This is a genomic window from Bifidobacterium pseudocatenulatum DSM 20438 = JCM 1200 = LMG 10505, assembly GCF_001025215.1.
Classification (GTDB): Bacteria; Actinomycetota; Actinomycetes; order Actinomycetales; family Bifidobacteriaceae; genus Bifidobacterium; species Bifidobacterium pseudocatenulatum.
On sequence record NZ_AP012330.1, the window covers coordinates 1,933,910 to 1,958,474 of the forward strand.

General features: G+C 57.0%; 19 protein-coding genes and 1 tRNA gene. 9 read left to right on the plus strand and 11 right to left on the minus strand.

What is annotated here, in order from left to right; translation table 11 throughout:
- Window positions 1-6 precede the first annotated feature (6 nt).
- The 7 genes from BBPC_RS07945 to BBPC_RS07975 form a co-directional block, all read right to left on the minus strand.
- Window positions 7-927 carry a F0F1 ATP synthase subunit gamma gene (locus BBPC_RS07945; protein ID WP_004223300.1) on the minus strand — a complete coding sequence of 307 codons (921 nt, stop codon included), beginning with the start codon at window positions 925-927 and terminating at the stop codon, window positions 7-9.
- Between the two features lie 3 nt (window positions 928-930).
- Entirely contained in the window at window positions 931-2,559 is a 1,629-nt protein-coding gene (gene atpA, locus BBPC_RS07950; protein ID WP_004223299.1) for a F0F1 ATP synthase subunit alpha, read from the minus strand.
- A 71-nt stretch (window positions 2,560-2,630) separates the two neighbouring features.
- Window positions 2,631-3,458 carry a F0F1 ATP synthase subunit delta gene (locus BBPC_RS07955; protein ID WP_004223298.1) on the minus strand — a complete coding sequence of 276 codons (828 nt, stop codon included), beginning with the start codon at window positions 3,456-3,458 and terminating at the stop codon, window positions 2,631-2,633.
- Between the two features lie 29 nt (window positions 3,459-3,487).
- Window positions 3,488-4,009: a F0F1 ATP synthase subunit B gene (locus BBPC_RS07960; RefSeq protein ID WP_004223295.1), complete on the minus strand. Its 522-nt coding sequence runs from the start codon at window positions 4,007-4,009 to the stop codon at window positions 3,488-3,490.
- A 56-nt stretch (window positions 4,010-4,065) separates the two neighbouring features.
- A complete protein-coding gene (atpE, locus tag BBPC_RS07965; RefSeq protein WP_003809874.1) occupies window positions 4,066-4,293 on the minus strand; it encodes an ATP synthase F0 subunit C in 228 nt (75 codons plus the stop codon).
- Window positions 4,294-4,349: 56 nt separating this feature from the next.
- Complete coding sequence (atpB, locus tag BBPC_RS07970) at window positions 4,350-5,159, minus strand: F0F1 ATP synthase subunit A (protein WP_003833854.1); 810 nt, start codon at window positions 5,157-5,159, stop codon at window positions 4,350-4,352.
- A 471-nt stretch (window positions 5,160-5,630) separates the two neighbouring features.
- A complete protein-coding gene (locus BBPC_RS07975) occupies window positions 5,631-6,665 on the minus strand; it encodes a homoserine O-succinyltransferase (protein WP_004223292.1) in 1,035 nt (344 codons plus the stop codon).
- Between the two features lie 191 nt (window positions 6,666-6,856).
- Between BBPC_RS07975 and BBPC_RS07980 the strand changes: the two genes are divergently transcribed.
- Both BBPC_RS07980 and frc read left to right on the plus strand, forming a co-directional pair.
- Window positions 6,857-6,930: transfer RNA gene (locus BBPC_RS07980), tRNA-Met, on the plus strand.
- A 343-nt stretch (window positions 6,931-7,273) separates the two neighbouring features.
- Window positions 7,274-8,629, plus strand: coding sequence for a formyl-CoA transferase (gene frc, locus BBPC_RS07985; RefSeq protein WP_047749771.1), 1,356 nt, complete (start codon window positions 7,274-7,276; stop codon window positions 8,627-8,629).
- Window positions 8,630-8,854: 225 nt separating this feature from the next.
- Here the strand turns inward: frc and BBPC_RS07990 are convergent, their stop codons facing one another.
- The 3 genes from BBPC_RS07990 to BBPC_RS08000 form a co-directional block, all read right to left on the minus strand.
- Entirely contained in the window at window positions 8,855-9,949 is a 1,095-nt protein-coding gene (locus tag BBPC_RS07990; protein ID WP_004223270.1) for an AEC family transporter, read from the minus strand.
- A gap of 163 nt (window positions 9,950-10,112) precedes the next feature.
- Complete coding sequence (gene oxc, locus BBPC_RS07995) at window positions 10,113-11,888, minus strand: oxalyl-CoA decarboxylase (RefSeq protein ID WP_033524315.1); 1,776 nt, start codon at window positions 11,886-11,888, stop codon at window positions 10,113-10,115.
- A 251-nt stretch (window positions 11,889-12,139) separates the two neighbouring features.
- Window positions 12,140-13,075: a hypothetical protein gene (locus BBPC_RS08000; protein ID WP_004223259.1), complete on the minus strand. Its 936-nt coding sequence runs from the start codon at window positions 13,073-13,075 to the stop codon at window positions 12,140-12,142.
- 268 nt (window positions 13,076-13,343) lie between these two features.
- On the opposite strand from BBPC_RS08000, the gene BBPC_RS08005 reads away from it, so the two are divergent.
- The 3 genes from BBPC_RS08005 (at window position 13,344) to BBPC_RS08015 (ending at window position 17,290) form a co-directional block, all read left to right on the plus strand.
- A complete protein-coding gene (locus BBPC_RS08005) occupies window positions 13,344-15,632 on the plus strand; it encodes a maltotransferase domain-containing protein (protein ID WP_004223256.1) in 2,289 nt (762 codons plus the stop codon).
- A 144-nt stretch (window positions 15,633-15,776) separates the two neighbouring features.
- The gene (locus tag BBPC_RS08010) at window positions 15,777-16,271 is read left to right on the plus strand and encodes an inorganic diphosphatase (RefSeq protein ID WP_004223253.1); all 495 of its coding nucleotides are present in this window, start codon (window positions 15,777-15,779) and stop codon (window positions 16,269-16,271) included.
- 452 nt (window positions 16,272-16,723) lie between these two features.
- On the plus strand, window positions 16,724-17,290 hold the full coding sequence (locus BBPC_RS08015; RefSeq protein ID WP_004223251.1) for a manganese efflux pump MntP: 567 nt from the start codon (window positions 16,724-16,726) through the stop codon (window positions 17,288-17,290).
- A gap of 155 nt (window positions 17,291-17,445) precedes the next feature.
- Here BBPC_RS08015 and BBPC_RS08020 read toward each other — a convergent pair whose 3' ends face one another.
- Window positions 17,446-18,204 (minus strand): hypothetical protein, encoded by a 759-nt coding sequence (locus BBPC_RS08020; RefSeq protein ID WP_004223246.1) that lies wholly within the window; start codon window positions 18,202-18,204, stop codon window positions 17,446-17,448.
- 174 nt (window positions 18,205-18,378) lie between these two features.
- Between BBPC_RS08020 and BBPC_RS08025 the strand changes: the two genes are divergently transcribed.
- From BBPC_RS08025 to valS, 4 genes are all read left to right on the plus strand, one after another.
- Window positions 18,379-19,140: a winged helix-turn-helix transcriptional regulator gene (locus BBPC_RS08025; RefSeq protein WP_022245579.1), complete on the plus strand. Its 762-nt coding sequence runs from the start codon at window positions 18,379-18,381 to the stop codon at window positions 19,138-19,140.
- 136 nt (window positions 19,141-19,276) lie between these two features.
- The gene (gene nth, locus BBPC_RS08030; RefSeq protein WP_033524301.1) at window positions 19,277-19,942 is read left to right on the plus strand and encodes an endonuclease III; all 666 of its coding nucleotides are present in this window, start codon (window positions 19,277-19,279) and stop codon (window positions 19,940-19,942) included.
- Between the two features lie 54 nt (window positions 19,943-19,996).
- Window positions 19,997-21,547: an ABC transporter substrate-binding protein gene (locus BBPC_RS08035; protein ID WP_033524302.1), complete on the plus strand. Its 1,551-nt coding sequence runs from the start codon at window positions 19,997-19,999 to the stop codon at window positions 21,545-21,547.
- A 128-nt stretch (window positions 21,548-21,675) separates the two neighbouring features.
- Window positions 21,676-24,462, plus strand: a complete 2,787-nt coding sequence (valS, locus tag BBPC_RS08040) for a valine--tRNA ligase (RefSeq protein ID WP_004223236.1) — start codon at window positions 21,676-21,678, stop codon at window positions 24,460-24,462.
- The last annotated feature ends 103 nt before the right edge of the window (window positions 24,463-24,565 follow it).

Below are 24,565 nucleotides of genomic sequence, written 5' to 3' on the forward strand. Positions count from 1 at the left end.
GCGTTCCTACTCTTCCTTCTTATTCAGCGCGTCGGCGCTGCCGATGATTTCGGTAAGTTCCTGGGTAATCGAAGCCTGTCGCGAAGCGTTGAGCTTGCGGGTCAGGTCGTCGATCAGGCTGCGGGCGTTGTCTGTAGCCGTATGCATGGCGTTCTGTCGGCTTGCAGTCTCGGATGCCGCCGCGGTGAGCAGGCATTCATGAATACGGGACTGGATGTACTTCGGCAGAATCGCGTCAAGCACTTCGTCGACGCTCGGCTCGAACGCATAAAGCGGGGTCGCGGCATCGGCATCGGATTCGGGCACAGGGCCGGAGTCCTGCTGTTCCGGAAGCACGAGTTCAACGGGCAGCATACGCAGCACGCGCACCTTCTGAACGACCATATTCACGAATTCGGTGAACACAATGTAAAGTTCGGAAACTCCACCTTCGCTCGCCGGCTTCATGTAGGCGTCCATCAGTGCCTTCGAGATGGACTCTGCGACTTCCACGCCGGGCTGGTCGGTATCGCCTTCCCAAGTACCGGCAACATCACGATTGCGGTACTTGTAGTACGTCACACCGCGACGACCATACACATACAGTTCCGGCTGCTTGCCTGCCGCATCGAGGCGGGCCAGCAGCGATTCCGTTTCGCGGATGATCGAGGAGGTGTACGGACCCGCCATACCACGATCCGAGGTGAGGGCGAGGACAGCCACGCGAGGGTTGTCCTCGTCCTTCTTCACGATCGGATGGTCGATATGGGTGTGGGCCACCAGCGCTTGCACGGCGTCGAAAATCGCATCGGTATACGGCTTCGCGTTCAAGGCGACGTCACGTGCCTTGGCGATATGCGAAGACGCGATCATCTCCTGCGCGTTGAAGATTTTCTCCAACGACGCGGTGGAGGCGATCCTAGATTTCAATGCGAGTTGCGAGCCCATGGATCACTTCTCTCCTGCGACGATCTTTTCCTGCTCGACCGGGGTGGCGTTCTTGACGTTAGGCTTCTTCTCGACCAGCGGCTTGCCCGCGCTGGTCACGAAAGTCTCACGGAACGCTTCCACAGCCTTGTCGAGGGCAGCCTCGGTGTCGGCGGTGAAATCTTCGGTCTCGCGGATGGTCTTGAGAATATCGGTGTTGTGGTCCAGGTAGTCCAGCATGGCCTTCTCGAACGGCAGCACGTCGTTCAGCGGCAGATCATCCATCTTGCCATGGGTGCCGGCCCACACGGAGACGACTTCCTGTTCCATGGAATACGGGGAGAACTGCGGCTGCTTGAGCAGCTCGGTCAAGTGGGAACCACGGTTCAGCTGGGCCTTCGAAGCCGCATCCAGATCGGAAGCGAACATGGCGAAGGATTCCAGGGAACGGTACTGGGCCAAGGAGATCTTCAGCGTGCCGGAGACCTTCTTCAACGCCTTGGTCTGTGCCGCGCCACCAACTCGGGACACGGAGATGCCGACGTCGACAGCCGGACGCTGGTTCGCGTTGAACAGGTCGGACTGCAGGAAGATCTGACCGTCGGTGATGGAGATCACGTTGGTCGGAATGTATGCGGACACGTCGTTTGCCTTGGTTTCGACGATCGGCAGGCCGGTCATCGAACCGCCGCCGAGGTCATCGGAAACCTTGGCGCAGCGTTCGAGCAGACGGGAATGCAGGTAGAACACATCGCCCGGGTATGCCTCACGTCCCGGCGGGCGGCGCAGCAGCAGGGAGATCGAACGGTAGGCTTCAGCCTGCTTCGACAGATCGTCGAAGACGATGAGCACGTGCTTGCCGTTGTACATCCAGTGCTGTCCGATGGCGGAACCGGTGTACGGTGCGATGTACTTGAAACCTGCGGAATCGGAAGCCGGGGAGGCCACGATAGTGGTGTACTCCATGGCGCCGGACTCTTCGAGGGACTGCTTCACCGATGCGATGGTGGAGCCCTTCTGGCCGATAGCCACGTAGATGCAGCGGACCTGCTTCTTCGGATCACCGGATTCCCAATTACGCTTCTGGTTGATGATCGTATCGATTGCGATAGCGGTCTTACCGGTCTGGCGGTCGCCAATGATGAGCTGGCGCTGGCCACGGCCGATAGGCGTCATTGCGTCGATGGCCTTCAGACCGGTGGACATTGGCTCGTCAACCGGATGACGATGCATAACGTCAGGTGCCTGGGCCTCGAGAATACGACGGCCTTCGGTCTTGATCTCGCCAAGACCATCAATCGGGTTGCCTAGCGGGTCCACGACGCGGCCAAGGTAGCCGTCGCCGACGGGCACGGAGAGCACTTCGCCGGTACGACGCACTTCCTGGCCTTCCTCGATACCTGCGAAGTCGCCGAGAATAACCACGCCGATCTCGCGGGCGTCAAGGTTGAACGCCAGGCCAAGCGTGCCGTCTTCGAAGGTCAGCAGCTCATTGGCCATGCAACCAGGCAGTCCCGTCACGTGCGCAATGCCGTCGCCAGCAGTCGCGACATAACCGACTTCCTGAGTCGGGGTATCCGACGGCTTGTACGACTCGACGAACTCATCGAGCGCCTTGCGTATCGTGGTGGGATCAATGGTAAGTTCTGCCATGATCACTCCTTATTGTTGTTTATAAATTCAGTCAAGTCTTGTTTCAGGCTTGTTCACCGTGCGGCGAACCGTCAGGCGGTTGCCTTCACCGTGCGCTGAAGATGCTGCAGCTGTGCGACCACCGTGTTGTCGGTGACCTCGTCGCCCACCTGGATGCGCATGCCACCCATGACGGTCGGATCGACCACCGAGTTGATGTGCACCGGATGACCGGTCTTCGCCGAGTAAATGGCGATGAGCTTTTCCACCTGCTCCTTGCTCAACGGCGTTGCCGTGGTAACAGTGACCATCGATTCGCCCATATGGCGGGAGAATTTGTTGATCAGCCACTGAATGGTCTGCAAGTAGCGGCGATTGCGCAGATTGCAGGTCGCGTGTTCGGCCAGGCGCTTGGTCACCTTGGTGAAATCCGCGTCTCCAATCAGGCTGTACAGCAGCTTGACACGGGCTTCACTGGAAACGGTTGCGTCATACAGCTTGGTACGCACGACCGGAAGGTTGAGCAGTGCGGAATGCAACTCTGCAAGCTCGATGGAGACCTGCAAAGTCGTATTGGTGTAATCCGCGTAGTACATCATGCCATCAACGCCGAAATCCTCAACGGCATTGGCGATATCAGACACGCGGCTCCAACGGCGAGACACCAGATCGGACATGATCTCCATCACGAGCGGATGGGCCTGGTCTCCGATCAGAGTCTTGACTACCGCAACCTTGTCTTCGACTGGGCGCGACGGGTCGGTGAGGGCACGTTCAAGCTGGATATTGTGGTCAAGCGCGCTGGTGATCGTGAACAGTTCGTTCCCGATACGCCATGCGTCCTCACCGCTGTCACGCAGCTTGGGGGCCAGCGAGTCACGCGATACGCGGTCTGCGATACGCGATGCTTCTCCTCGCATTGGTCACCTCCCTTTCTTGAAGGTTTCGATCACTTCTTGTCGCTGTCCAAGTCGGCGATCATCTGGTCGATCATCGACGACTGCACATCGTCATTCTCGAGCTTGCTACCCAGGATCTTGCCGGCCAGTGCCGTTGCCAGCACGCCGACCTCACCCTTGAGGCTCACCAGAGCCTGCTGCTGCTGCGATTCGATGGAACGCTGGGCGGTGGCGGTGATCTGCGCCGCATCGTTTTCGGCACGAGTGCGCGCGTCAGCGATGATATGCGATGCCTCCGTACGTGCGTCGTCACGGATCTTGGATGCCTCGACGCGAGCTTTGCTCAGCTGAGCCTCATACTTCGCCTTGGCTTCATCGGCATCTTTCTGGGCCTGTTCGGCCTTGGCGATGCCACCTTCGATCTTGGCAGCGCGCTCATCGAACACGGCCTGGAACTTCGGCAGGAAGAACTTGTAGAAGAACACGGCGACGATGATCAGAATGACCAACGACCAGAAAATGTCGTAGCTTTTCGGAAGGAACAATTCCATTTCGCTAGCTGCGGTCACCATAGTGTCTTCCTCCTTTCATGTTCGTTTGCGTCTTCGGTGTTACCTTGAATCAAGTCTTACTTGATGAAGGCGAGCACGAAGCCGAGCAGTGCCAGCACCTCGACGAATGCCAGACCCAGGAACATGAGGGTCTGCAGACGGCTGCCGAGCTCAGGCTGGCGAGCGGTGCCTTCGATGGTCTTGCCGATCAGGATGCCCAGACCGATGCCAGGGCCGATGGCGGCGAGGCCGTAGCCAACGACGTTCAGGTTGCCGGCAACCTCAGCGAGGGTAACGATATCCATGATTGTTTCCTTTCTGGTTATTGCTTGACAAGAAGCAACAATTAAAAAGCCGGCGGTCAGTCGATCTCCGGATAGCTCATATTGATGTATGCGGTGGTCAGGATGGCGAAGATGTAAGCCTGCAGGCAAGCGACCAGCGCTTCGAACAGGAACATGAACATGCCAGCCGCGAAGGTGACGACGCCGAATGGCATGAACACCTTGTTCACCACATCAATGAGGAAGTACTGCGTGGCCGAAAGGCACAGCGCAAGAATCAAGTGGCCCGAAACCATGTTGGCGAACAGTCGGATCGTCAACGAGAACGGACGGATAATCAGCAGCTCAAGCAGCTGAATCGGGGACAGCAGAATGTAGATCGGGGCCGGAACACCCTTCGGGAAGATCTCATCCCTCAGGAAGTGGCCGAGGCCCTTTTCACGAATGCCTGCAATCCAGTATTGGCAGAAGCACCACATGGCGAATACCAGCGGCAGCGTAATGGTTGCGCTTGCCGCGATATTGAAGCCTGGGATGATGCCACACAGATTGAAGACCAACAACGTGCAGAACACGGTGGTGATCATCGGCACATAACGCTTGCCGCGCAGCTCGCCCATCACCTGATAGACGATGTTGTCACGGACGAATTCGATCAACCATTCGACTGCTCCCTGCCAACGGCTGGGGATGAGCTTTGCACGGCTTGCCGTAATTCCGAGAACCAGCAACATGATGACGGTCGCAAGGATGCGAACGAGGATGATGCGGTTGATGGCGAACGGCGTGCCCTGAAAAACGAACGGATCGGGAAGGAAGTCATCGACACTGGGCATTTCGGGACCATCAGCGATGGTCAGCATGCCCTTTCCCAATGCACCAATCATTCACGCCTCCTGCTCTTGTGTCAGCTGTTAGTTTAACCCAACAACCGAGTCGAATGTGACGTTCTGGTTACTTAACCAAAGCGTACTTCGAAGTGCGCGTCGACGCGAACGGAGTCCCGTGCGACGCATTCGACTCCGAATGGCTGGATAGGATTATTAGCCCGTGTCTAGACAACATCCACACACTTGGGCTTTTCCATACTCCCATTTGGTTTTACCGGCGTTTCGCAGCAAGCTGTACTAACTAGACACAGCTTTGTGAATCGTCGGATAGCCGACGCAACCAATAGTTTGTTTTACGAAAACAGCATATTGATAAAACGTTTCACCAAGTATATCACATATAACACAGGTGCTGTATATAAAGAAAGAGGGGCCGCATACGCAAGCCCCCACCAGTAAACAGCCGTAAAGTCACGCGCCAATCACGGCCGCACGTCAATCACATCAATATGCGGATCAATCCACAAATCAATCGTGAATCACGCCATAACCGTCACGCACGAACGGCGCAAACGCGTCGACACGCGGCGAACCCGGCTGATGACGAATCGAACGATCCGTGCCAAGACGCTTCTGCGCACGAAGCTGCGGAACCTCGCTCAAATCGTATGGCGTGGTCTGATACACCCAATTCAGCCAATTGCGCCACAGGAGATTGGCATGGGCGCGCCACGCGAACACCGGCTCCAACTGCGGATCATCATGCGGGAAATAGTTTTCGGGGAACGGCACATTCGTCATGCCCTTCTTCATATCACGCTCATACTCCTCGGCCAAGGTGTACTTGCCGTACTCCCAATGGCCAAGCGCGAACACTTCCGAAAAATCACGGGTGGCGATCAGCCCAGGACCGGACTTCGGACCCCACGTGAGCACCTGCAACTCCGGATTGCGCGCGATATCACCCTCGTCCACCCCCGCAAGGCGAGAATGCGGCTGCAGGCAAATCTCATCGAAGCCGTTCGTCAAAAAGCAGTATTCATCCTGCAAATACTGCGGAAACACGCCAAAAATCTTCTCTGGCAAATTCTCTTTACGCACGTTATAGCGATAATTGAGCGCACCCATCGCGCCCCAGCACAAATACATAGTGGAGAACACATGCGCGGAAGCCCAGTCAAGAATCTGCTTGAACTCATCCCAATAATCGACCTGTTCGAAATCAAGATGCTCAACAGGGGCACCCGTCACCACGAAGCCGTCGTAATAGTTGTCTTGGAACGCCTCAATGGTCTCATAGAACTTCACCAGATGGTCGGCGCTCACATGCGTACCCTCGTGCGTGGAGGTCTTCATGAAATCGATCTCCACCTGCAGCGGACTTTTCGAGATCAAACGCAGCAGCTGCGTTTCCGTCTCGATTTTCTTCGGCATGAGATTTAAGATCACCAGCTTGAGCGGACGCACGCGCTGGCGCTCCGCTTCAGGCTTTTCAAGCGCGAAAATACGCTCGGAGTCGAGAATGTCTCTGGCCGGAAGGCCGCTGGGGATCTTGATAGGCATGCTTCTATTATGGTGCGGGCTCGGATATGGCGCACTTCCCTGCCCCCACGATCAGCCGAAACCGTTATAGGAAAAATGAATAACGCGCTATTTGCAACGCGGTTTTGCATGGCCGGACTGATGCGACACGCCGATTTGACATATTTGGAAGTAATCGTAAAGTTAATAGAGCTGTCTTAAAGACAAGCCGACGCGGGGTGGAGCAGCTCGGTAGCTCGCTGGGCTCATAACCCAGAGGTCCATGGTTCAAATCCATGCCCCGCTACTGATGAAAGCTAGGAATTGCAACAATTCCTAGCTTTTTTGTTTTCCGTCAAATCTCACCAAAACCAATTTCCGGACAAAATCTGGACAAAATCCGACAAAAACCGGGTATATCAGCCGAGTTCATCAATCGCATGTGCCGAAAGTATGGAGAAAATGCGCCGGATCCGCCAATCGCATGTGCCGAAAGCGAAGATTGCCGCTCAAGGCTGAAAATCCAACGTTCTCCAAGGTTGCACGCGCTACGTTGACCTCGCCAACCACATATCACCAGATATAAGGAGAACAAGGCAATGCATTATATGAATCAAGCGAACGCGCACAACGCGACGCAGGACACCACAATGCAAGACAGCGCAACGCACGATACGGCAACAAAGGCAACGCAGGACACCGCGCCGCTGAAAGGCATCACCGTGATTGACTGGACGCAGGTGCAGTCCGGCCCGTCGTGCACGCAGATGCTCGCATGGATGGGCGCCGACGTCATCAAGGTGGAGAAGGTGCAGGGCGGAGATCCGACACGTAATGAAATGAACGACGTGGATGGCTCGTACTCCCTGTACTTCCTTCAGCTCAATGCCAACAAGAAATCCATCACGCTGAACATGAGAGATCCGGAAGGCAAGAAAATCCTCGCCGAACTCCTGAAGAAAGCCGACGTGTTCGTAGAGAATATCGGCCCGGGAGACGTGGAAAAGCTTGGTTTCGGATGGAATGACGTACATGCGATCAATCCGCGTCTGATCATGGCGTCGCTGAAGGGCTTCAACAAGGGCAGCCGGTTCGAGCATGTCAAGGCGTTCGAGCCGGTCGCGCAGTCCGCGGGCGGTGCCGCTTCCACCACCGGCTGGTATGACGGCGAGCGCAATGTGCCCACGCAGTCCGGCGCCGCATTGGGCGATTCCAACAGCGGAATGCATCTGCTGATCGCCATTCTTTCGGCGCTGTTGCAGCGCGAGCATACCGGTGAGGGTTGCTATGTGTACCAGTCGATGCAGAATGCGGTGCTGAACTTGTGCCGTGTCAAGCTGCGCGACCAGTTGATTCTCGACCGTTTGGGCAAGCTTTCCTACTATGACTGCTACCCGAATTATGAGTGGGGCAAGCAAGGCAAAGCCATTCCGCGCGCAGCGAATGCGGAGGGTGGTTTGGTGCTTGGCTGGTGCTACCGCGCGAAAGGCTGGGAGCATGACCCGAACGCTTACGTATATATAGTGGTTCAACAGTCCAAGAAGGGCTTCGAGAATTTCTGCCATGCGATGGGATTCGAGGATTGGCTGACCGACCCGCGTTTCAATACCGCCAATGCGCGTGACGAGCATAAAACCGAGGTGTACCAGCGTGTTGAGGCGTACACCATGCAGTTCGACAAGTACACGCTGACCAAGGAATTGGGTGCGAAGGGCGTGCCGGTCGGCCCGGTGTTGGATTGGTATGAGTTGGAGAACGATCCTGATTTGAATGGGGATGGCACGATTGTGACCATTGACCAGCAGGATGCGCGCGGCGATTTCAAGACGATCGGCATGCCGTTTACGATGAGTAATTTCGTGCCGGATTACCAGCGTGCGCCGAAGCTGGGCGAGCATAACCGTGAGATTCTGCATGCGTTGGGATATGACGACGATCAGATCGCTTCGCTGCGTGATTCCGGTGTGATCGGCGGCAACGATGGCGTGCAGGCTGATTTGAAGTAACGCACGTTAGCGCGCACTGGCGCACGAATAAGGGCGGATCACAAGATTCGCCCTTATTTGTTATGCGTCACATCCATTGCAGTCCACGCCCCGCACTTCCGCACACAACCACATGTCTTACGTCTTACGGTTTACCGTCACAAAAAGCGCATGCAGTAACGGAACGTTGGAATTTCAACGTTCCGTTACTATATGCGCTTCGTGAGCTACAGTGAGGATACTGAATCAGCCCACGCAGAAGGGGACGAGCCAGATCCACAGCAGACAGGTGGCCGCGAATGCCACCGTGGCGACGGCCGTGGTCGAGGCGCCTTCTTTTACATAAATGTTGTAACGGCTGGAAATAATGATGCCTGAGAACGCCGGCGGCAACGCGACCGCCATCACCAGCATCGAAATCTTGTTCATGTCACCGCCCATGCCACACAACAGCGCCACGCCAAGGAACACTGCAGGCGTCAGAATCAGGCGGAAGAACGTGTTCCAGATGGTTTCCCAACCGAGCGAGAATTTCACCGTGGAAAGCGCGAGGCCCGCGGAAAGCACGGCCACACCGGAATTCGCTTTGGCGATCAGATCGAAGGTCGGCGCCACCTGGCTTGGCACATGAATGCCCACCAACACTAGGAAAATGGCCAATAACGACGCCCAGCAGATCGGTTGCTTCAGTGCGTCGAGCAACGCCTGCAGATTGCCGTTGCGGTTCTTTCCCGTATTCGACGTGCCATGCACCATAAGTTCGGCGGTTTTGTCGGTTGCGGCATCTCGCGCCGGGTCAAGCGTGATATCGCCTTTTGCATTGGCCTTTGCATTGACCGCGTTTTCGGCCTGCACGCTAAACTTCGCTCGGTCTTTGGCCTGGCCGAGGTTGATCAGATACATGCCGATCGGAATGGTCACCACGTTGACCACGATGGAAATAATGGCTATGACGAGATTCGTGCTGACGGTGTTGCCGTAAATCGGATCAAGCACAGCGAATCCAAGGAAACCAATCGTCGGAGATCCTGCGATCAGAGCACAGACGGCCGCCTCCTGAATGCTGCGGTGGAACAGCAACCGGCACAGATAATAGCTCACCATAAACATGACGATGACGCCGATGAAACTGATGGCGGTCAATGTTGCGTCTTTCGCAAGCATTGCACGGGTCGATTTGATGATGGACACAAATAACGCCGCAGGAAGCGCGATATTCAACACAAGTTTATTAAGTCCCTGCCGCTGATCGTCATCAAAATAACTGAATTTTCCACAAATATACCCTAATGCCATAATGACAATAATTGGCACGATGTCGTCAACAAGTATGTTTATCACTGTCGTTCTTTCTTTATATTTTTTCTATCTGCAATCTTCTGCAATATTGTTTGATTGCTGATATTGCAGATACGTTGATCGGATCATTGGTTTTCAGGCAGAAAAAGTGGGCGCACGCATTCCACCGTTCGCACGCCCACATGTCATACCGACAACCGATGCGCTACATGCGAGCGCCGGTCGCGTAGTCGTACATGGTGACTTCGGAATCAACGAGGGCTCCGACCACCGGCTTCGGATTCAACGCTCCGATATTGCCGGATTCCTTGCCCGCATACTGCGCGATCTGCACATGCACGAAGCTTGGCTTGCCTGATTCGACCGCCTCGCCGACCATGCGTTCGACTTCTTCCGGAGTGCTGGCATAGTAACCTTTACCCCCGAACGCTTCGAGGACCTTCTCGTAATGCGCGTTGTAAGTAAGCGTCAGCGGCGACGGATCACCGTCCGCTCCAAGGTTTTCGAAGTCGCCGCGGTAGATACCGCCGTTGTTGAGCACCACGAAGGTGATGGGCAGCTGGTAGCGGCAGGCCACCTCCACTTCCATACCATCGAAGCCGAATGCGGAATCGCCGCCGATGTACAGCACTTTCTTGCCAGTGGAAAGCGCCGCGCCAATCGCATAGCCGGTGCCGCAGCCCATCACACCCCACGTGCCGCAGTCCAAACGATGGCGCGGTTCGAGCATGTCGATGATGTTGCGGCAATCATCGAGCGAATTGGCTCCCTCATTGGTGAGAATGAGATCTTCATGGTGTTTGTTGTACACCTTTTTGATGGCTCCCAAGGCGTTGAAATGGCTCATGGGCAGCTGATCGGATTGTTCGCGGGTTTCAAATTTCGCCACGTTTTTCGCGCTGGCTTCCTTCAGCATGTTCAGCCAGGTTTCGTCAGCTTTGAACGGGTATTCTTCCAGAGATCCGTTGAGCAGCGTCATGGCGGAACGAATATCCCCCACGATTGGTACGTCGATACTGCGCGTGTTTTCGATTTCTTCCGGATTGATGTCGATTTGGATGAATTTCACATGTTCGTTCCACGTTTTGCCCTGGCCGAACGACAGCATCCAGTTGAGTCGCGCGCCGACCAGCAATACCACGTCGGCGTTGCGTAGCGCGATGGAACGGCAGCTTGCCGTGCTGTGTGGGTCGGTATCGGGCACTACGCCTTTGGCCATGGACATTGGCTGGAATGGAATATCCGTTTTCTTGACGAATTCGCGGATTTCCTCTTCGGCGCGGGCGATTGCGGCGCCTTTGCCGATCACCATGAGCGGACGTTCGGCCTGCCGCAGCAATGCGAGCGCCGCGTCGATGGATTTGCGTGCCGGCACCATGGCGGGGGCCGGGTCGGTTGCCGTCCACATCAGGCGGTCGGCTTCGCTTTGGCTCAGGGTCTGCGCCACGGTGTCATCGGGGAAATCGATGTACACCGCGCCTGGGCGTCCTGAAGAGGCGATATGCATGGCACGGGCCACCGCGAGCGGAATATCTTCGATGCGGTCGATGCGCAGCGAAGCCTTGCAGAACTGCTTGGCGTAGTTCATCTGGTCGAGGCCTTCGTATTCGCCTTCCTCAAGGTCGACCACATGGCGGGTTGAGGAGCCGCCGATCATGATGACCGGATAGCCGTTCACCGTGGCTTCCAGCAGTGCCGGTAGACCGTTGAGGAATCCTGGAGCGGATACCGTCAACGTGACAGCCGGCCGACCGGTGATGAATCCGTCGGCCGCGGCCGCGTTCACAGCGTCCTCCTCATGGCGCATGCCCACGAATCGCATACCCATGCCCTGCGCGATGCGCGCGAAATCGGTGACGGGAATGCCGACCACGCCATACATGTTTCGTATGCCGTTGGCCATCAGCACCCGCGCCAGATAATGCGGCGCATCGGTGACCTTCCGATCATCGGCTCCCTGCCGTTCGGCATCCGCACGCATGCTCGCGACCATCGTTTCATCTGCATGTTCTTCTGTCATCGCAACCTCCATTCGTATCGACGACGCCATGATTGTAGATACGTGAAAATGGGAGTTCGTCAGCAGAAAAATATGTTCGTCTGCGGCTTAATTTCAACGTTTTCAGCATGATATAGCCGTATTCTCACGCACATGCGGAATATATTGCAGCTGAAATATCGCAACTCTCATCGAGAAGCATCACCTCCGCGAGACGACATCATCGCCGCATATCATCGTCGCCGTACCGCATACAGCATGAACGCCCCGCAGCACATCACGGCAGCCGCCAAACCCAACACCAGCCCCATCGGACTTCCTGTCTGCGGCATTTCCTGCTCGGGGGCATAAAGGTTGTCGACATTGAACGTCAGCAGGCTATCCTCACGTTCCACCACATCGTTCAGCACCATCATTTTCTGCGCGGTGACGGCCTCATCCAATCCCACGGACTGGTATCCGACCTTGATATTGACCTCGCCGGCACCCGTTGCATGCCAATACACGGTGGTTCCCTCCAGTTCGGCCCAGCCGACTGCCGTGGGCTCGTCGTCCTCGTCGAACACGGCCGGACCTTCGATCGTCGCCGTGAATACGCCCTCGATCGGCTGTCCACTCGAATCCAGCAACTGCACGAACAGGCTTCCGGACCGCAATCCCTGCCGATCATCACGCGTCACCCTCGAAGAAACCGGCAGCTTGTTCGCGGCCTCCTCCCAAAGCTCGTTGACCTTGCTTTCCAGCCCGTCCATCACCGAGAAGAGGTATTGCTCATGCCTGACCCACACCTTTTGGTCGTCATAGTTGCGGTGCACCAGCACGCCGATCGCCGCATACGTGAGCACCGGTTCCCCGTCATGTTGATATTCGGACAGCAGCCATGCGAGGCGCCGCGCCGCTTCCGTATTTTCCACGGTGGTGGTTTCGGTGACCTTATAGTCGGTCATGCTTTCGATTTGCCGGCAATAATAGAATTTGCCCGATCTCGATTCCGCGTTCACCCCGATCACATACGGTTTTCCATCGAGAAAATAGTTGTAATGCTTGCCGTTCGCGCGCAGCAGCTGTTCGGCGGCCAGCGCGGCCGGGCAGGTCATTCCCACGATTATGATGCAGGCCGCCAATACCGCGGCCAGAATCGCAAGCGTATGTCGTTTCATCGCATTCATCGCATCGTCCTTTCGATATGCACATCGTTGTTGTCGTAATTCAACAGGCTTGCATACTTGCGATTGCCACATGGCCTTTTTCAAGGGTTGTGGTCGGAGGACGTTCTTTTTGCCGTTTTTGTGGACAACTTCGCTTGTCAGCAAACGTAACTTATCCACAAAAAACGTTTTACCAATCGTAGGTAAACAAGTTATCCACAAAGGGTGGAAATCGCTGGTCGGAAGATAGTTCACCCAAATCCACCTTTTCTCCTCTATAATCGGCGGTATGGCAGAAGAAGATAAGAGCGCGGAACCGCGCACCACCGCAACCAAGCAACCAGCCGTCAAGAAGACGACCGCCAAAAGCGCGGCCGCCAAAACGGCATCGGCAACGTCTCAGACGCCTAGCAAGCGCACCGCCGCAGCCAAAAAGTCCACGGCATCCACCGCTCGCAAGCGCACCACCAAAGCGAAGGCCGCCGCACCGCAAACGGTCGGCGAAGCCCCAGCCCCCGTCATCGAACGCACCAGCCCCGAACAGTTCGGCCGCGTGAACGTGCTCGACATCACCCCGAACGTTGAGAACGGCCTGTTCCCGGCACGCGTGGAGCTCGGCGAAGCATTCAACGTCACCGCCCAAGTGTTCATCGAAGGCCGCACCAAGGCAGGAGCGACCGTGTCCGTGCGTAACGCACGCGGCCGCGAGGTTGAACGTTTCGCCATGACCTGCACCAATCCGGGCCTCGACCGCTGGGAAGCCATGGTCAAGATCGGCGAACACAGCGATCTGAAGCCGTGGGATGCCGATTATGCCGCCGTCAAGCGTCAGCTGGGCAAATGGCAGATCGTGATCGAAGGCTGGGAAGACACCTACCAGTCTTGGCTGCACGACGCCGCCATCAAGGTTAAAGTGAATGACGACGTGGAGAATGCGCTGGAATCCGGCGCACAGCTGCTCGCACGTTGGGCTGACGCGAAGGATTCCAAGCTTTCCGCAGCCGACAAGAAGGTGCTGCGCGACGCCGCCAAGACCATGGAAAACAAGTCGCTGAGCGCCGAAGAGCGTCTCGCCGCAGTCCAGAGCAGCGACATCGAGCAGCTGCACGAAACCAACCCGTTGCGCGACGGCCTGTCCGAGTCGAATCCGCAGCGTTTCCGTGTGGAACGCCCGAAGTCCAGCTTCGCCTCCTGGTATCAGTTCTTCCCACGTTCCGAAGGAGCCTACTACGGTGAAGACGGCAAGATCGTTCCCGGCAACCTCAAGACGTCGATCGCCGGCTTGGAACGCGCCGCAGCCGAAGGCTTCAACATTGTGTATTTGCCGCCGATCTTCCCGATTGGCGTGACCAACCGCAAGGGACGCAACAATTCCCTGGTAGCCGGCCCGAACGATCCGGGCTCCCCGTTCGGCATCGGCTCCGAACTGGGTGGCCACGACACCGTTGACCCGCAGCTTGGCACCATGGACGATTTCAAGGCATTCTGCGAGCGCGCCCACGAGCTGGGCTTGGAAATCGCGCTTGATTTCGCTTTGCAGTGCTCGCCTGACCATCCGTGGGTCAAGGCGCATCCGAACTGGTTCCGCACCAAGCCGGACGGCACCATCGCATTCGCAGAGAATCCACCGAAGAAGTATCAGGACATTTACCCGATCGACTTCAATGCCGACATGGAAGGCATCGAAAAGGAAGTCGAACGCATTATGGATCTGTGGGTCAAGGCGGGTGTGACGATCTTCCGCGTTGACAATCCTCACACCAAGCCGGTGCGTTTCTGGCAGGATGTGATTGCCGCCGTTACGAAGAAGCATCCGGAAGTGCTGTTCCTTGCCGAGGCGTTCACCCGCCCGGGCATGATGCGCGCGCTGAGCTATGTGGGCTTCACGCAGTCGCACTGCTACTTCCCGTGGCGTAACACCAAGGAAGAGCTCGAAGAGTACCTCGAAGAGACCAACGGCAATGGCGGCTTCTACCAGCACAACACGTTCTGGCCCACCACTCCGGATATTCTCACCGCCTACGTGCGCGACAACGGCATTGCCGGCCATGCGGTGCGTGCGGTGCTCGCCGCTATGGGCAGCCCGAGCTGGGGTATTTACAACGGCTACGAGCTGATCGAAAACAAGCAGCGTCCGGGCTTCGAAGAGCAGATCGACAACGAGAAGTACGAAGTCAAGGTGCGCGATTGGGACAGCACCGAAAAGTACGGCATCGCCGAACTGCTGACCTCGCTCAACAAGATCCGTGACACTCACCCGGCTTGCCGCAGCTACCACAACCTGCACATTCTGCCGAGCGACGACGCGGGCGTGATCGCATTCCTGCGTCAGACTCCGGCCGAACTGACCGGTACCGGCAAGGCAGATACGATGATCGTGATCGTGAACCTCGACGGACACAACGCGCACCAGTCCATTGTGCACATCGAGCTTGGCGACTTCGGTTTCGCCACCGACAAGCCGCTCAAGGTGCATGATGAGCTGACCGGCCGCGACTTCGAATGGGGTTACGACAACTACGTTTCGCTCGCCCCTTGGGCCGACGTGGCACACGTGCTCACCGTAGTCGAAGACTGATTGAGTCTCAATCGATCTGATTAATCTCGGTCAGCTCGACTAGAAATTCGTTTCGATTCATACCACAATACCGGTTCCACTTCGGTGGAAAGCGGTATTGTGGTTACTGATAATGCAAACTGCCCAATCTCAAGGAGAAATGACATGGCAGAAACCTTCAACGTCGTGGTGGAAATTCCGCGCGGCTCCAAGAACAAGTACGAAGTGGACCACGAGACCGGCCGCGTGTTCCTGGACCGCACCCTGTTCACTTCCATGGGTTACCCGGATGACTATGGCTACATCGACGGCACTCTGGGCGAGGATGGCGATCCGCTCGACGCGCTCGTCATGATCCCGAACTCCGTGTTCCCGGGCTGCGTGGTGGAATGCCGCGCCGTTGGCCTGTACCACATGGTCGACGAGGCTGGCGGAGATGACAAGGTGCTGTGCGTGCCGGCTGACGTACGTTTCGACGACATCAAGGATGTCGAAGACGTTTCCGAGTACCACAAGGCTGAAATCAAGCACTTCTTCGAGCAGTACAAGGCTCTGGAGCCGGGCAAGGAAGTGCTGCCGGGCGATTACTGGACCGGTGCCGCCAAGGCCGAGGAAGAAATCGTGGCCGCCCGCAAGCGCCTCGAAGAATCCGAGAAGTGATTTCCACGCCTTTCTAGATAGCTTTAGGTAGCAATCCGAGGAAAGCCCGTTGACGTACGCACTCGCACACGTCAACGGGCTTTTGCATACCTTCCAACGTCCAGATTCCGCCAGTCACTGGAAGAAAATGCCCGCAAATCAACTTCTCAGCGGGCAGATTCCTCCACCGATTGGAGGAAAACGGACAAAACCATACCCTCCAAGTGCCCAGATTCCTCCAGCGAGTGGAAGAAACAGCCCGCAGACGGGATACACTCATACTGCACGCGCATATTCGCCGGGGCCGCTATAGTGGAACACGTAATTCACGGCATGCGAACAGTATTCGCAGAATTCAAAGCCCGCTGGCTGGCGCGGCAGTTCTATGTCGGTACCCCTAGGCGTAGGCGGACGTGAGACTCCGTCGAGGCCCATCCCGTGGGAAACCGGCGGGATGAACCTATATACCAGCTATGTTGATTCAAACATTACTTATTGCCGTTTCCGTATCGATGGACACATTCGCCGTTTCCATCGGCAAAGGTCTCACCGTCAAAAAACTACGCGGCCTCGACGCGTTCAAAACCGCCCTCTGGTTCGGCGGATTTCAGGCGCTTTTCCCACTGCTCGGCTATTTCGCCGCCTCCACGTTCAGCAAATACGTGACCGCCGTCGACCATTGGATCATTTTCGGCCTGCTCGCCCTCATCGGCGGCAACATGGTGCGTGAAGCATTCGAAGAGGATGAAGAGAACGCCAAGGAAACCGCTGATTTCGATTGGAAGCACATGCTTCCGCTCGCCGTGGCCTGCAGCATCGACGCATTCGCCGTCGGCGTCAGTTTCGCATTCATGTCGTTGAACATTTGGATTTCAGTGATCATCATCGGCATCACCACCGGCCTGTTCTCCGCAGCCGGTCTGTATATCGGTCGCGCGTTCGGCTCGCGCTGGCAGAAGCCCGCACAGATCGCAGGTGGCGTCGTGCTTATTCTGATCGGCGTGAAAGTATTGCTGGAACATCTCGGATTCCTCGCATAATAATCGCAAATCAGATATACAAATAAATATACAAACTTACAGTAAAAGCCCGTAATCGCACATGATTATGGGCTTTTACATTACCGCTTGCCGCAAATACTTGCGATTATTTTCCTGCGCTTTCGCGTTTTCTCGCGATTGCAGGAATCACACTATTAGAACATGACGGTCGCGTACGATGCGATACCGACCACAATTCCGGAAATCATAACCGGCAGCAGCGCAATGCCGATCCACGGATTCTTGGATTGCGGATCGGGATCGGCATCACGATTCCACCAATACGAACACGCGTCAAGCGCGATAATCAGCAACAACGCCACAATCACCGCAACAGCCCACGCCGTCGTCGAGCCATAATCGGTGGAAGCCGCGTTTTCGCCGGAACGAATCGGCAGCAGCGTCGATAGGAAGCACCAGCCCGCGCTGCCAATCATGGCAACGCCTTCCACAACATTGTGCGACAGCGAACGAATCAGATGCGTACGGTTCTCACGCGCCATCTGACGCCCGAACGAAACCACAATCAGCAGGATCAGCAGACCGCCGACGCCGGCGATCCAGCCTTCCTGCATCCAAAACGTGTCTTCGTCACCCAAACCGGCAGGGAAAATCGCACGTCCGAGCATCATCGTCGTGGCACACACCACGGAAAGCAAGCCCGCAATCACGGAAATCGCATGCCCCGCAACACCATCGCGGAACGGGTTGAACACGGCAAGCAGCGCAATCATCGCCACGGAAGCCACAACCGTGAACGACACGATTGCGGGCTCTTCCGCATTCCCATAGGAAATGCCGGGAATCAGAGCAAGCACAACCAGCACCACATATGCGGCGATTTGGACGGCAAACACCTTGCCGAACGAGGCTTTCTGAGCCGACTTGACGGCAACTTTTTCAGAGGCGGTCATTTCGTCCCCTTTTCATGATTTTCCATAATGTGGTCATTACGTATGCGATACCATTAAATGTAGCCGCAAGTGTCCACATAGTTCAGATAAAATTAATGAAACGCCGACAACACACAACAAGAGTACAATCGCGGCAACGATACAAAACCAGTACAAGAGACAAAGGGAGCTAACGTGACGGATCTGACGCTTATGACGTTCGCTAGCGACCCAGCTACCGTGCTTCCTTCTCTGGCGCTGCTTTCCCACCGCGTACGCGTGCTACCAATGGACGCGGCAAGTCTGGTGAAAATGCCGGAAAACACCATTCTTTTTCTGGATGCGCGAGATGATCTGGCCACGGCGAAAACATTGTGCCGCCTGATTCATGCATCCGGACTGTCCACGCCGATCGTGCTCGTCCTCACCGAGGGTGGCTTCACCGTGGTCAATTCGCAGTGGGGCATCGCCGACGTGGTGGTGGCGTCCGCTTCCCCGGCCGAAGTTGAGGGGCGTCTTCGCTTGGTATCCGAGCGCGGCAACTCGCCGGTCAATGCGGTTTCCGGTTCCGGAGAATCGGGCGTGCAGAACGAAGACGGCATGATCCACTCCGGCGACCTGGTGGTGGACACCAACGGCTATACGGCAAGTCTGCATGGGCATCCGATCGACTTGGCATACAAGGAGTTCGAGCTTCTCAAGTACCTCGTGCAGCATCCGGGACGCGTGTTCACCCGCGCGCAGCTGCTGCAGGAAGTGTGGGGCTATGACTATTACGGCGGCACCCGCACCGTCGACGTGCATATCCGTCGTCTTCGCGCCAAGCTGGGCGGCGAATACGAGCATGTGATCGGTACCGTGCGCAATGTCGGCTATCGTTTTGATCCTCCGGAAGAAGAGGAAGGCGAGGCGGCAGCCAAGGACGCCGCAGCCCACAACGCTTCGAGCGAAAACTGATTGTCGCACTATTCGCATTGCAAGCATTGCCTGCGATTTGCGATGCTTGCGATTGCCACGATACTTGCGATCTGACTGTCGGCTATCTCACTTTCGTACGCGCGATTGCATATTCATGCGACGGTAGACTGGTGCCATGCCCCGGGAATCGAAACAAGCGCGACTGTCACGCATGCATCAGGAATACGCCGTATTGTGCGAGGAGATTCCGCATCCGAAATGCGCGCTGAATTTTTCAAACCCGTTTGAGCTGCTGGTGGCGACCGTGCTAAGCGCGCAAACCACCGACAAACGCGTGAATATGGTCACACCGGAATTATTCGGCGAATATCCGGGACCGGCCGCACTTGCGAGCGCCAATCCCGAACACGTGGAAAGCATCATTCATTCCATCGGATTTCATCATACGAAGGCAAAGAACATCATCGGACTTTCTTACGCATTGTGCGAACGGTTCGACGGCGAGGTGCCGCAAACCATGGATGCTTTGACAAGTCTGCCCGGGGTCGGGCGCAAAACCGCGAACGTGGTGCTTGGCAATGCTTTTGGCGTGCCGGGATTCCCTGTCGACACGCATGTGATCCGTGTGACCGGGCGGCTGCGCTGGCGTTCGGACTGGGCGAGCGGCTCCCCCGACCCCAAAGCCATCGAACGAGAGATCACCGCCTGCTTCCCGCCCGAAGAGTGGACGGACCTGTCTCACAGGCTGATATTGCATGGTCGTGCCATATGCCATGCGCGCAAGCCCGACTGCCTCAACTGCCCCCTTAACGACACCTGTCCGAGCGCATTCGCAGCGTAACGCGCATGCCCGCTGTAGCCTGTGCCAACTAGACTCAGCACCATGGAAGACACCATGGAAGAAGAAAACGGGCGGGAAGCCAAGCTGAAAGCCGAAATCACGCGATGGCTGATCTTTTTCGGCGTCGCCATCATGCTCAGCGTCATGACCTGGCTGGGCTGGTCGCTGACGAACCGCAAAAATCCGATTACCTCCTTCACCACGCTCGTTTCCGACTCCTCCGTGGCCATCGGCATTCAGGGCAGCGCGCCGGAATCGCTCGACATCCGCACCGAACAGGGCACCGCGCTGGAGCAGGCGCTGCTCGAAAACGTGTACGAAACCCTGGTGTCACGCAGCGAAACCAACAAACTGCAGCCGTCAATCGCGAAATCATGGCAGATTTCCGACGACGGACTGACCTACACGTTCACGCTCAACAGCAACATGACCTTCGCCAACGGACACAAGCTCGACTCGTCCGACGTGGTCTGGTCGCTGCAAAACGTCATCAACAACAATTACGTGGGATCCGACCAACTTGGTAGTCTCAAGGAAATCACCAATCCCGACGAAAAAACGGTGGTCATCACCCTCAATCAGCCGAATCCGTGCCTTCTGCGCGCGTTGAGCGGGCGTGCCGGCATTGTTTACGATGAGGAAAGCACGGCGAATTACGGCAAGAAAGCCGTGGGATCGGGACCGTTCACCGTGGAAGCCTCGTCGAAAACACAGATCGTGCTGCAGCGCAACGACTCGTATTGGGGCACCAAAGCCGCCGCATCGCAAATAACGCTGTATTACTACGCTTCCGAAGATTCGCTGGTCAGCGCCATGGAAGCCAAGAAAATCAGCATGGCATTGCCGTTGAGCGCGTCTGCCGCCGATGAGCTCAACCAGCAAAGCGGCATCAACTCCGACAGCGGCATCAGCTTCGACAAAGTGATGCTCGCCTTCAATAACGGCACCGAAAGCCCGTTCTCCGACGAGCAGATCCGCAAAATGACGAGATACGCCATCGACGCGCAGACCATCGCCAAAGACGCTCCGGACGCCTATTCGCCGCTCGGAGGCCCGATAAGCCCGCTGGAAGACGGGTATGAGGATCTGAGCGAACTGTTCCCCTACAATCTTGAGCAGGGCCAGCAGATGCGCAGCTATTTCGGCGCATACTATATCGCCGATATCGATCTGCTGGTGCCCAAGGAATATGAGCAGATCGGCAACACCGTGAAATCGGCGATCGAACAGCTCAATATCGGCGTCAATCTGGAAGTGCTCGATTCCGCGGCGCAAGTCACGGAACGCATGAACGCGGGCACCTACAATATCGCGCTCACCACCATGAGCGGCGAAAACGATGCGAGCGTATTCACCGACGGCCAGAGCGTGTTCCATTATGAGAACGGCGATGTGCAGCAGGCATATGCGGACGCGATGGCGGCCACCAATGATGACGATTATCAGGCACGCATGCGCACGTATGCACGCGCCGTCAGCGAAAACGCGGCAAGCGACTGGCTGTACACGCGCAAGAATTTCATGGCGGTAAGCGACCAATTGCAGGGATATCCGAAAAATCTGACCGACCGTCTGCTGCCGTTGAGCAGAGTGAAGTTGCAGTGATTTTCCCGCGATTGTCAATCAATCGCCGAACACTGCGGACAATCCGTGTGTTGCGCTGATTTTCTTGCGATTTCGGCATTCGGCTGCAGTTCCGTAAGTTGTCACATTCGCTTTCTAGACTAGCGTTTATGACTGAAAGCCAAGATAATACCATCAACGCGAACCTCACGCCGCTGCCCGACAAGGTCGGCGTGGACGGTCTCGAAGACAAGTGGCGCGAAGTCTGGGACGAAAGCGAAGTCTACAAGTTCCAGGGCACCCGCGACCGCAAGGCCGTGTATTCCATCGATACCCCGCCGCCCACCGTTTCCGGCCACCTGCACGTGGGCCACGTGTTCTCGTACACGCATACCGATGTGATCGCGCGATTCAAGCGCATGAACGGCTACGACGTGTTCTACCCGATGGGCTGGGATGACAACGGCCTGCCAACCGAACGCCGTGTGCAGAACTATTACGGCGTGCGTGTGGACACCTCCCTCAAGTACGATCCTGATTTCGTGCCGCCGTTCGAAGGCACCGATGGCAAGAAGATCGACGCCAAGGATCAGGTTCCGATCTCCCGTAAGAACTTCATCGAACTGTGCGAGAAGCTCACCGCCCAGGATGAGAAGCAGTTCGAGGCGCTGTGGCGTTCCCTCGGCCTGTCCATCGACTGGACGCAGACCTACCACACCATCGGCGAGCACCCGCAGCGCGTGGCCCAGAAGGCGTTCCTGCGCAATCTGGCCCGCGGCGAAGCGTATCAGAAAGACGCTCCGGGCCTGTGGGATGTGACCTTCCAGACCGCAGTGGCCCAGGCCGAGCTGGAATCCCGCGAATATCCGGGCTTCTACCACAAGGTGGCGTTCCGCTTCGAAGACGGCACTCCGATCTACATCGAAACCACCCGTCCGGAACTGCTGGCAGCCTGCGGCGCACTGATCGCGCACCCGGATGACGAGCGTTACAAGCCGTATTTCGGCCAGTACGTCTACTCCCCGCTGTTCCACGTGAAGGTGCCGATTCTGGCGCACAAGGCCGCGGAAATGGACAAGGGCGCAGGTATCGCCATGTGCTGTACGTTCGGTGACGTGACCGACGTTGAGTGGTGGCGTGATCTGAACCTGCCGCTGCGTTCCATCATCCAGCGCAACGGACGCATCGTGATGGACACCCCGGACTGGATCGAAGACGAGGAAGGCAAGCGCATCTTCCAGGAAACCGCCGGCAAGACGACATTCTCCGCACGCAAGATCATCGTCGACGCACTGCGCGAATCCGGCGATCTTGACGGCGAACCGACTCCGACCAAGCGTATGACGAACTTCTACGAGAAGGGTGACAAGCCGCTCGAAATCGTCACTTCCCGCCAGTGGTACCTCAAGAACGGCGGCACCGATCAGAAGCTGAACGCCGAACTGATCGAACGCGGTCGCGAACTGAACTTCCATCCTGATTTCATGCGCGTGCGTTACGAAAACTGGGTGAACGGCCTGAATGGCGATTGGCTGATCTCCCGTCAGCGCTTCTTCGGCGTGCCGTTCCCGCTGTGGTATCCGGTGAAGGAAGATGGCACCGCCGATTACGATCATCCGATCGTGCCGAGCGAGGACCGCCTGCCGATCGATCCGACCGACGATGTGCCGGAAGGCTACAGCGAGGACCAGCGCGACGTGCCCGGTGGCTTCACCGCCGAACCTGACATCATGGATACGTGGGCGACCTCGTCGCTCACCCCGCAGATCGTGACCCGCTGGGAAGAGCCAGGCGAAGAGAACCAGGCGATTTTCAACGCCACCTTCCCGATGGATCTGCGTCCGCAGGGTCAGGACATCATCCGCACCTGGCTGTTCTCCACCGTGGATCGCGCGCATCTCGAGAACAAGTGTCTGCCGTGGGCCAATGCCACCCTGTCTGGATGGATTCTTGATCCGGATCACAAGAAGATGTCGAAGTCCAAGGGCAACGTAGTTGTGCCAGACAAGCCGATCAAGCAGTTCGGCGCCGACGCGGTGCGTTATTGGGCCGCTGCGGCACGTTTGGGCCTGGATGCCACCTACGACGAAGGCCAGATGAAGATCGGCCGCCGTTTGGCCATCAAGCTGCTCAACGCCACCAAGTTCGCACTGGCCATCGGCCGTGAGGATGAGAACCACCATGTGGGCGCTCCGGCAACCGCAAGCTGGAACCCTGCCGACGTGACCGAGCCGCTGGACCGCGCAGCCATGGCCAAGATGGCCCTCGTAGTGCGCGAAGCCACCGAAAGCCTCAACAACTACGAGCATTCCAAGGCTTTGGAAGTCATCGAAAACTACTTCTGGCAGTTCTGCGACGATTACATCGAGCTGGTCAAGAACCGTGCATACGGCACCGCAGACTCCACCGGCCATGTGCCGAGCGAGAAGGCCGTGAAGTCCGCTCGCACCGCGCTGGGACTGGGCTTGGATGCCTTCGCACGCCTGCTGGCACCGTACCTGCCGTACGCCACCGAAGAAGTGTGGAGCTGGATGCATGAGGGCGAAGGCTCCGTGCACCACGCCGCATGGCCGAAGGCTGAAACGTACGATGCGGCCGCAGCAGCCGTCTCCCCGGAGCTGCTCACCCATGCCGGTGAAGCTCTGGCCGCGCTGCGTGGCATCAAGTCGAAGGCCAAGGTTTCAATGAAGACCCCGATCCTTTCCGTGCAGCTGGGCGTTTCCGATGAAGCGCGCGAATCCATCGAAAGCGCATTGGGCGATATCGCCGAGGCCGGTCGCGTGGTCGGACGCATCTCCTTCATGGGAGCGGCCGCCGCACTGAAGGCCGTCAAGGAAACCGCCGAAGCAGCCAAGGAAGCCGTCAAGGAGGCCAAGGCTGATGCCGAAGCCGCCATCGACGTGATTGTGGCCGACAGCGAACTTGGAGAGCCGCCGGCTAAAAAGCCGAAGAACTAATGGCAACTGTAGGTGAAACCGGCAGCCTTCGTGGCAAAGCCGTTCACTTCACCTACAGACAGTCCACAGGACTGTCTGCTTAACGGCTCAGCCGGCTAAAAAG

What these genes read in the sequence shown, in the direction of transcription:
- atpA (WP_004223299.1), bottom strand. Translation starts at nt 2,559, where the DNA reads ATGGCAGAACTTACCATTGATCCCACCACGATACGCAAGGCGCTCGAT.
- BBPC_RS07945 (WP_004223300.1), bottom strand. Translation starts at nt 927, where the DNA reads ATGGGCTCGCAACTCGCATTGAAATCTAGGATCGCCTCCACCGCGTCG.
- frc (WP_047749771.1), top strand. Translation starts at nt 7,274, where the DNA reads ATGCAAGACAGCGCAACGCACGATACGGCAACAAAGGCAACGCAGGAC.
- BBPC_RS08010 (WP_004223253.1), top strand. Translation starts at nt 15,777, where the DNA reads ATGGCAGAAACCTTCAACGTCGTGGTGGAAATTCCGCGCGGCTCCAAG.
- BBPC_RS08015 (WP_004223251.1), top strand. Translation starts at nt 16,724, where the DNA reads ATGTTGATTCAAACATTACTTATTGCCGTTTCCGTATCGATGGACACA.
- BBPC_RS07975 (WP_004223292.1), bottom strand. Translation starts at nt 6,665, where the DNA reads ATGCCTATCAAGATCCCCAGCGGCCTTCCGGCCAGAGACATTCTCGAC.
- nth (WP_033524301.1), top strand. Translation starts at nt 19,277, where the DNA reads ATGCCCCGGGAATCGAAACAAGCGCGACTGTCACGCATGCATCAGGAA.
- BBPC_RS08000 (WP_004223259.1), bottom strand. Translation starts at nt 13,075, where the DNA reads ATGAATGCGATGAAACGACATACGCTTGCGATTCTGGCCGCGGTATTG.
- BBPC_RS07960 (WP_004223295.1), bottom strand. Translation starts at nt 4,009, where the DNA reads ATGGTGACCGCAGCTAGCGAAATGGAATTGTTCCTTCCGAAAAGCTAC.
- BBPC_RS08005 (WP_004223256.1), top strand. Translation starts at nt 13,344, where the DNA reads ATGGCAGAAGAAGATAAGAGCGCGGAACCGCGCACCACCGCAACCAAG.
- oxc (WP_033524315.1), bottom strand. Translation starts at nt 11,888, where the DNA reads ATGCGTGCGGATGCCGAACGGCAGGGAGCCGATGATCGGAAGGTCACC.
- atpB (WP_003833854.1), bottom strand. Translation starts at nt 5,159, where the DNA reads ATGATTGGTGCATTGGGAAAGGGCATGCTGACCATCGCTGATGGTCCC.
- BBPC_RS08035 (WP_033524302.1), top strand. Translation starts at nt 19,997, where the DNA reads ATGGAAGAAGAAAACGGGCGGGAAGCCAAGCTGAAAGCCGAAATCACG.
- atpE (WP_003809874.1), bottom strand. Translation starts at nt 4,293, where the DNA reads ATGGATATCGTTACCCTCGCTGAGGTTGCCGGCAACCTGAACGTCGTT.
- valS (WP_004223236.1), top strand. Translation starts at nt 21,676, where the DNA reads ATGACTGAAAGCCAAGATAATACCATCAACGCGAACCTCACGCCGCTG.
- BBPC_RS08020 (WP_004223246.1), bottom strand. Translation starts at nt 18,204, where the DNA reads ATGACCGCCTCTGAAAAAGTTGCCGTCAAGTCGGCTCAGAAAGCCTCG.
- BBPC_RS07955 (WP_004223298.1), bottom strand. Translation starts at nt 3,458, where the DNA reads ATGCGAGGAGAAGCATCGCGTATCGCAGACCGCGTATCGCGTGACTCG.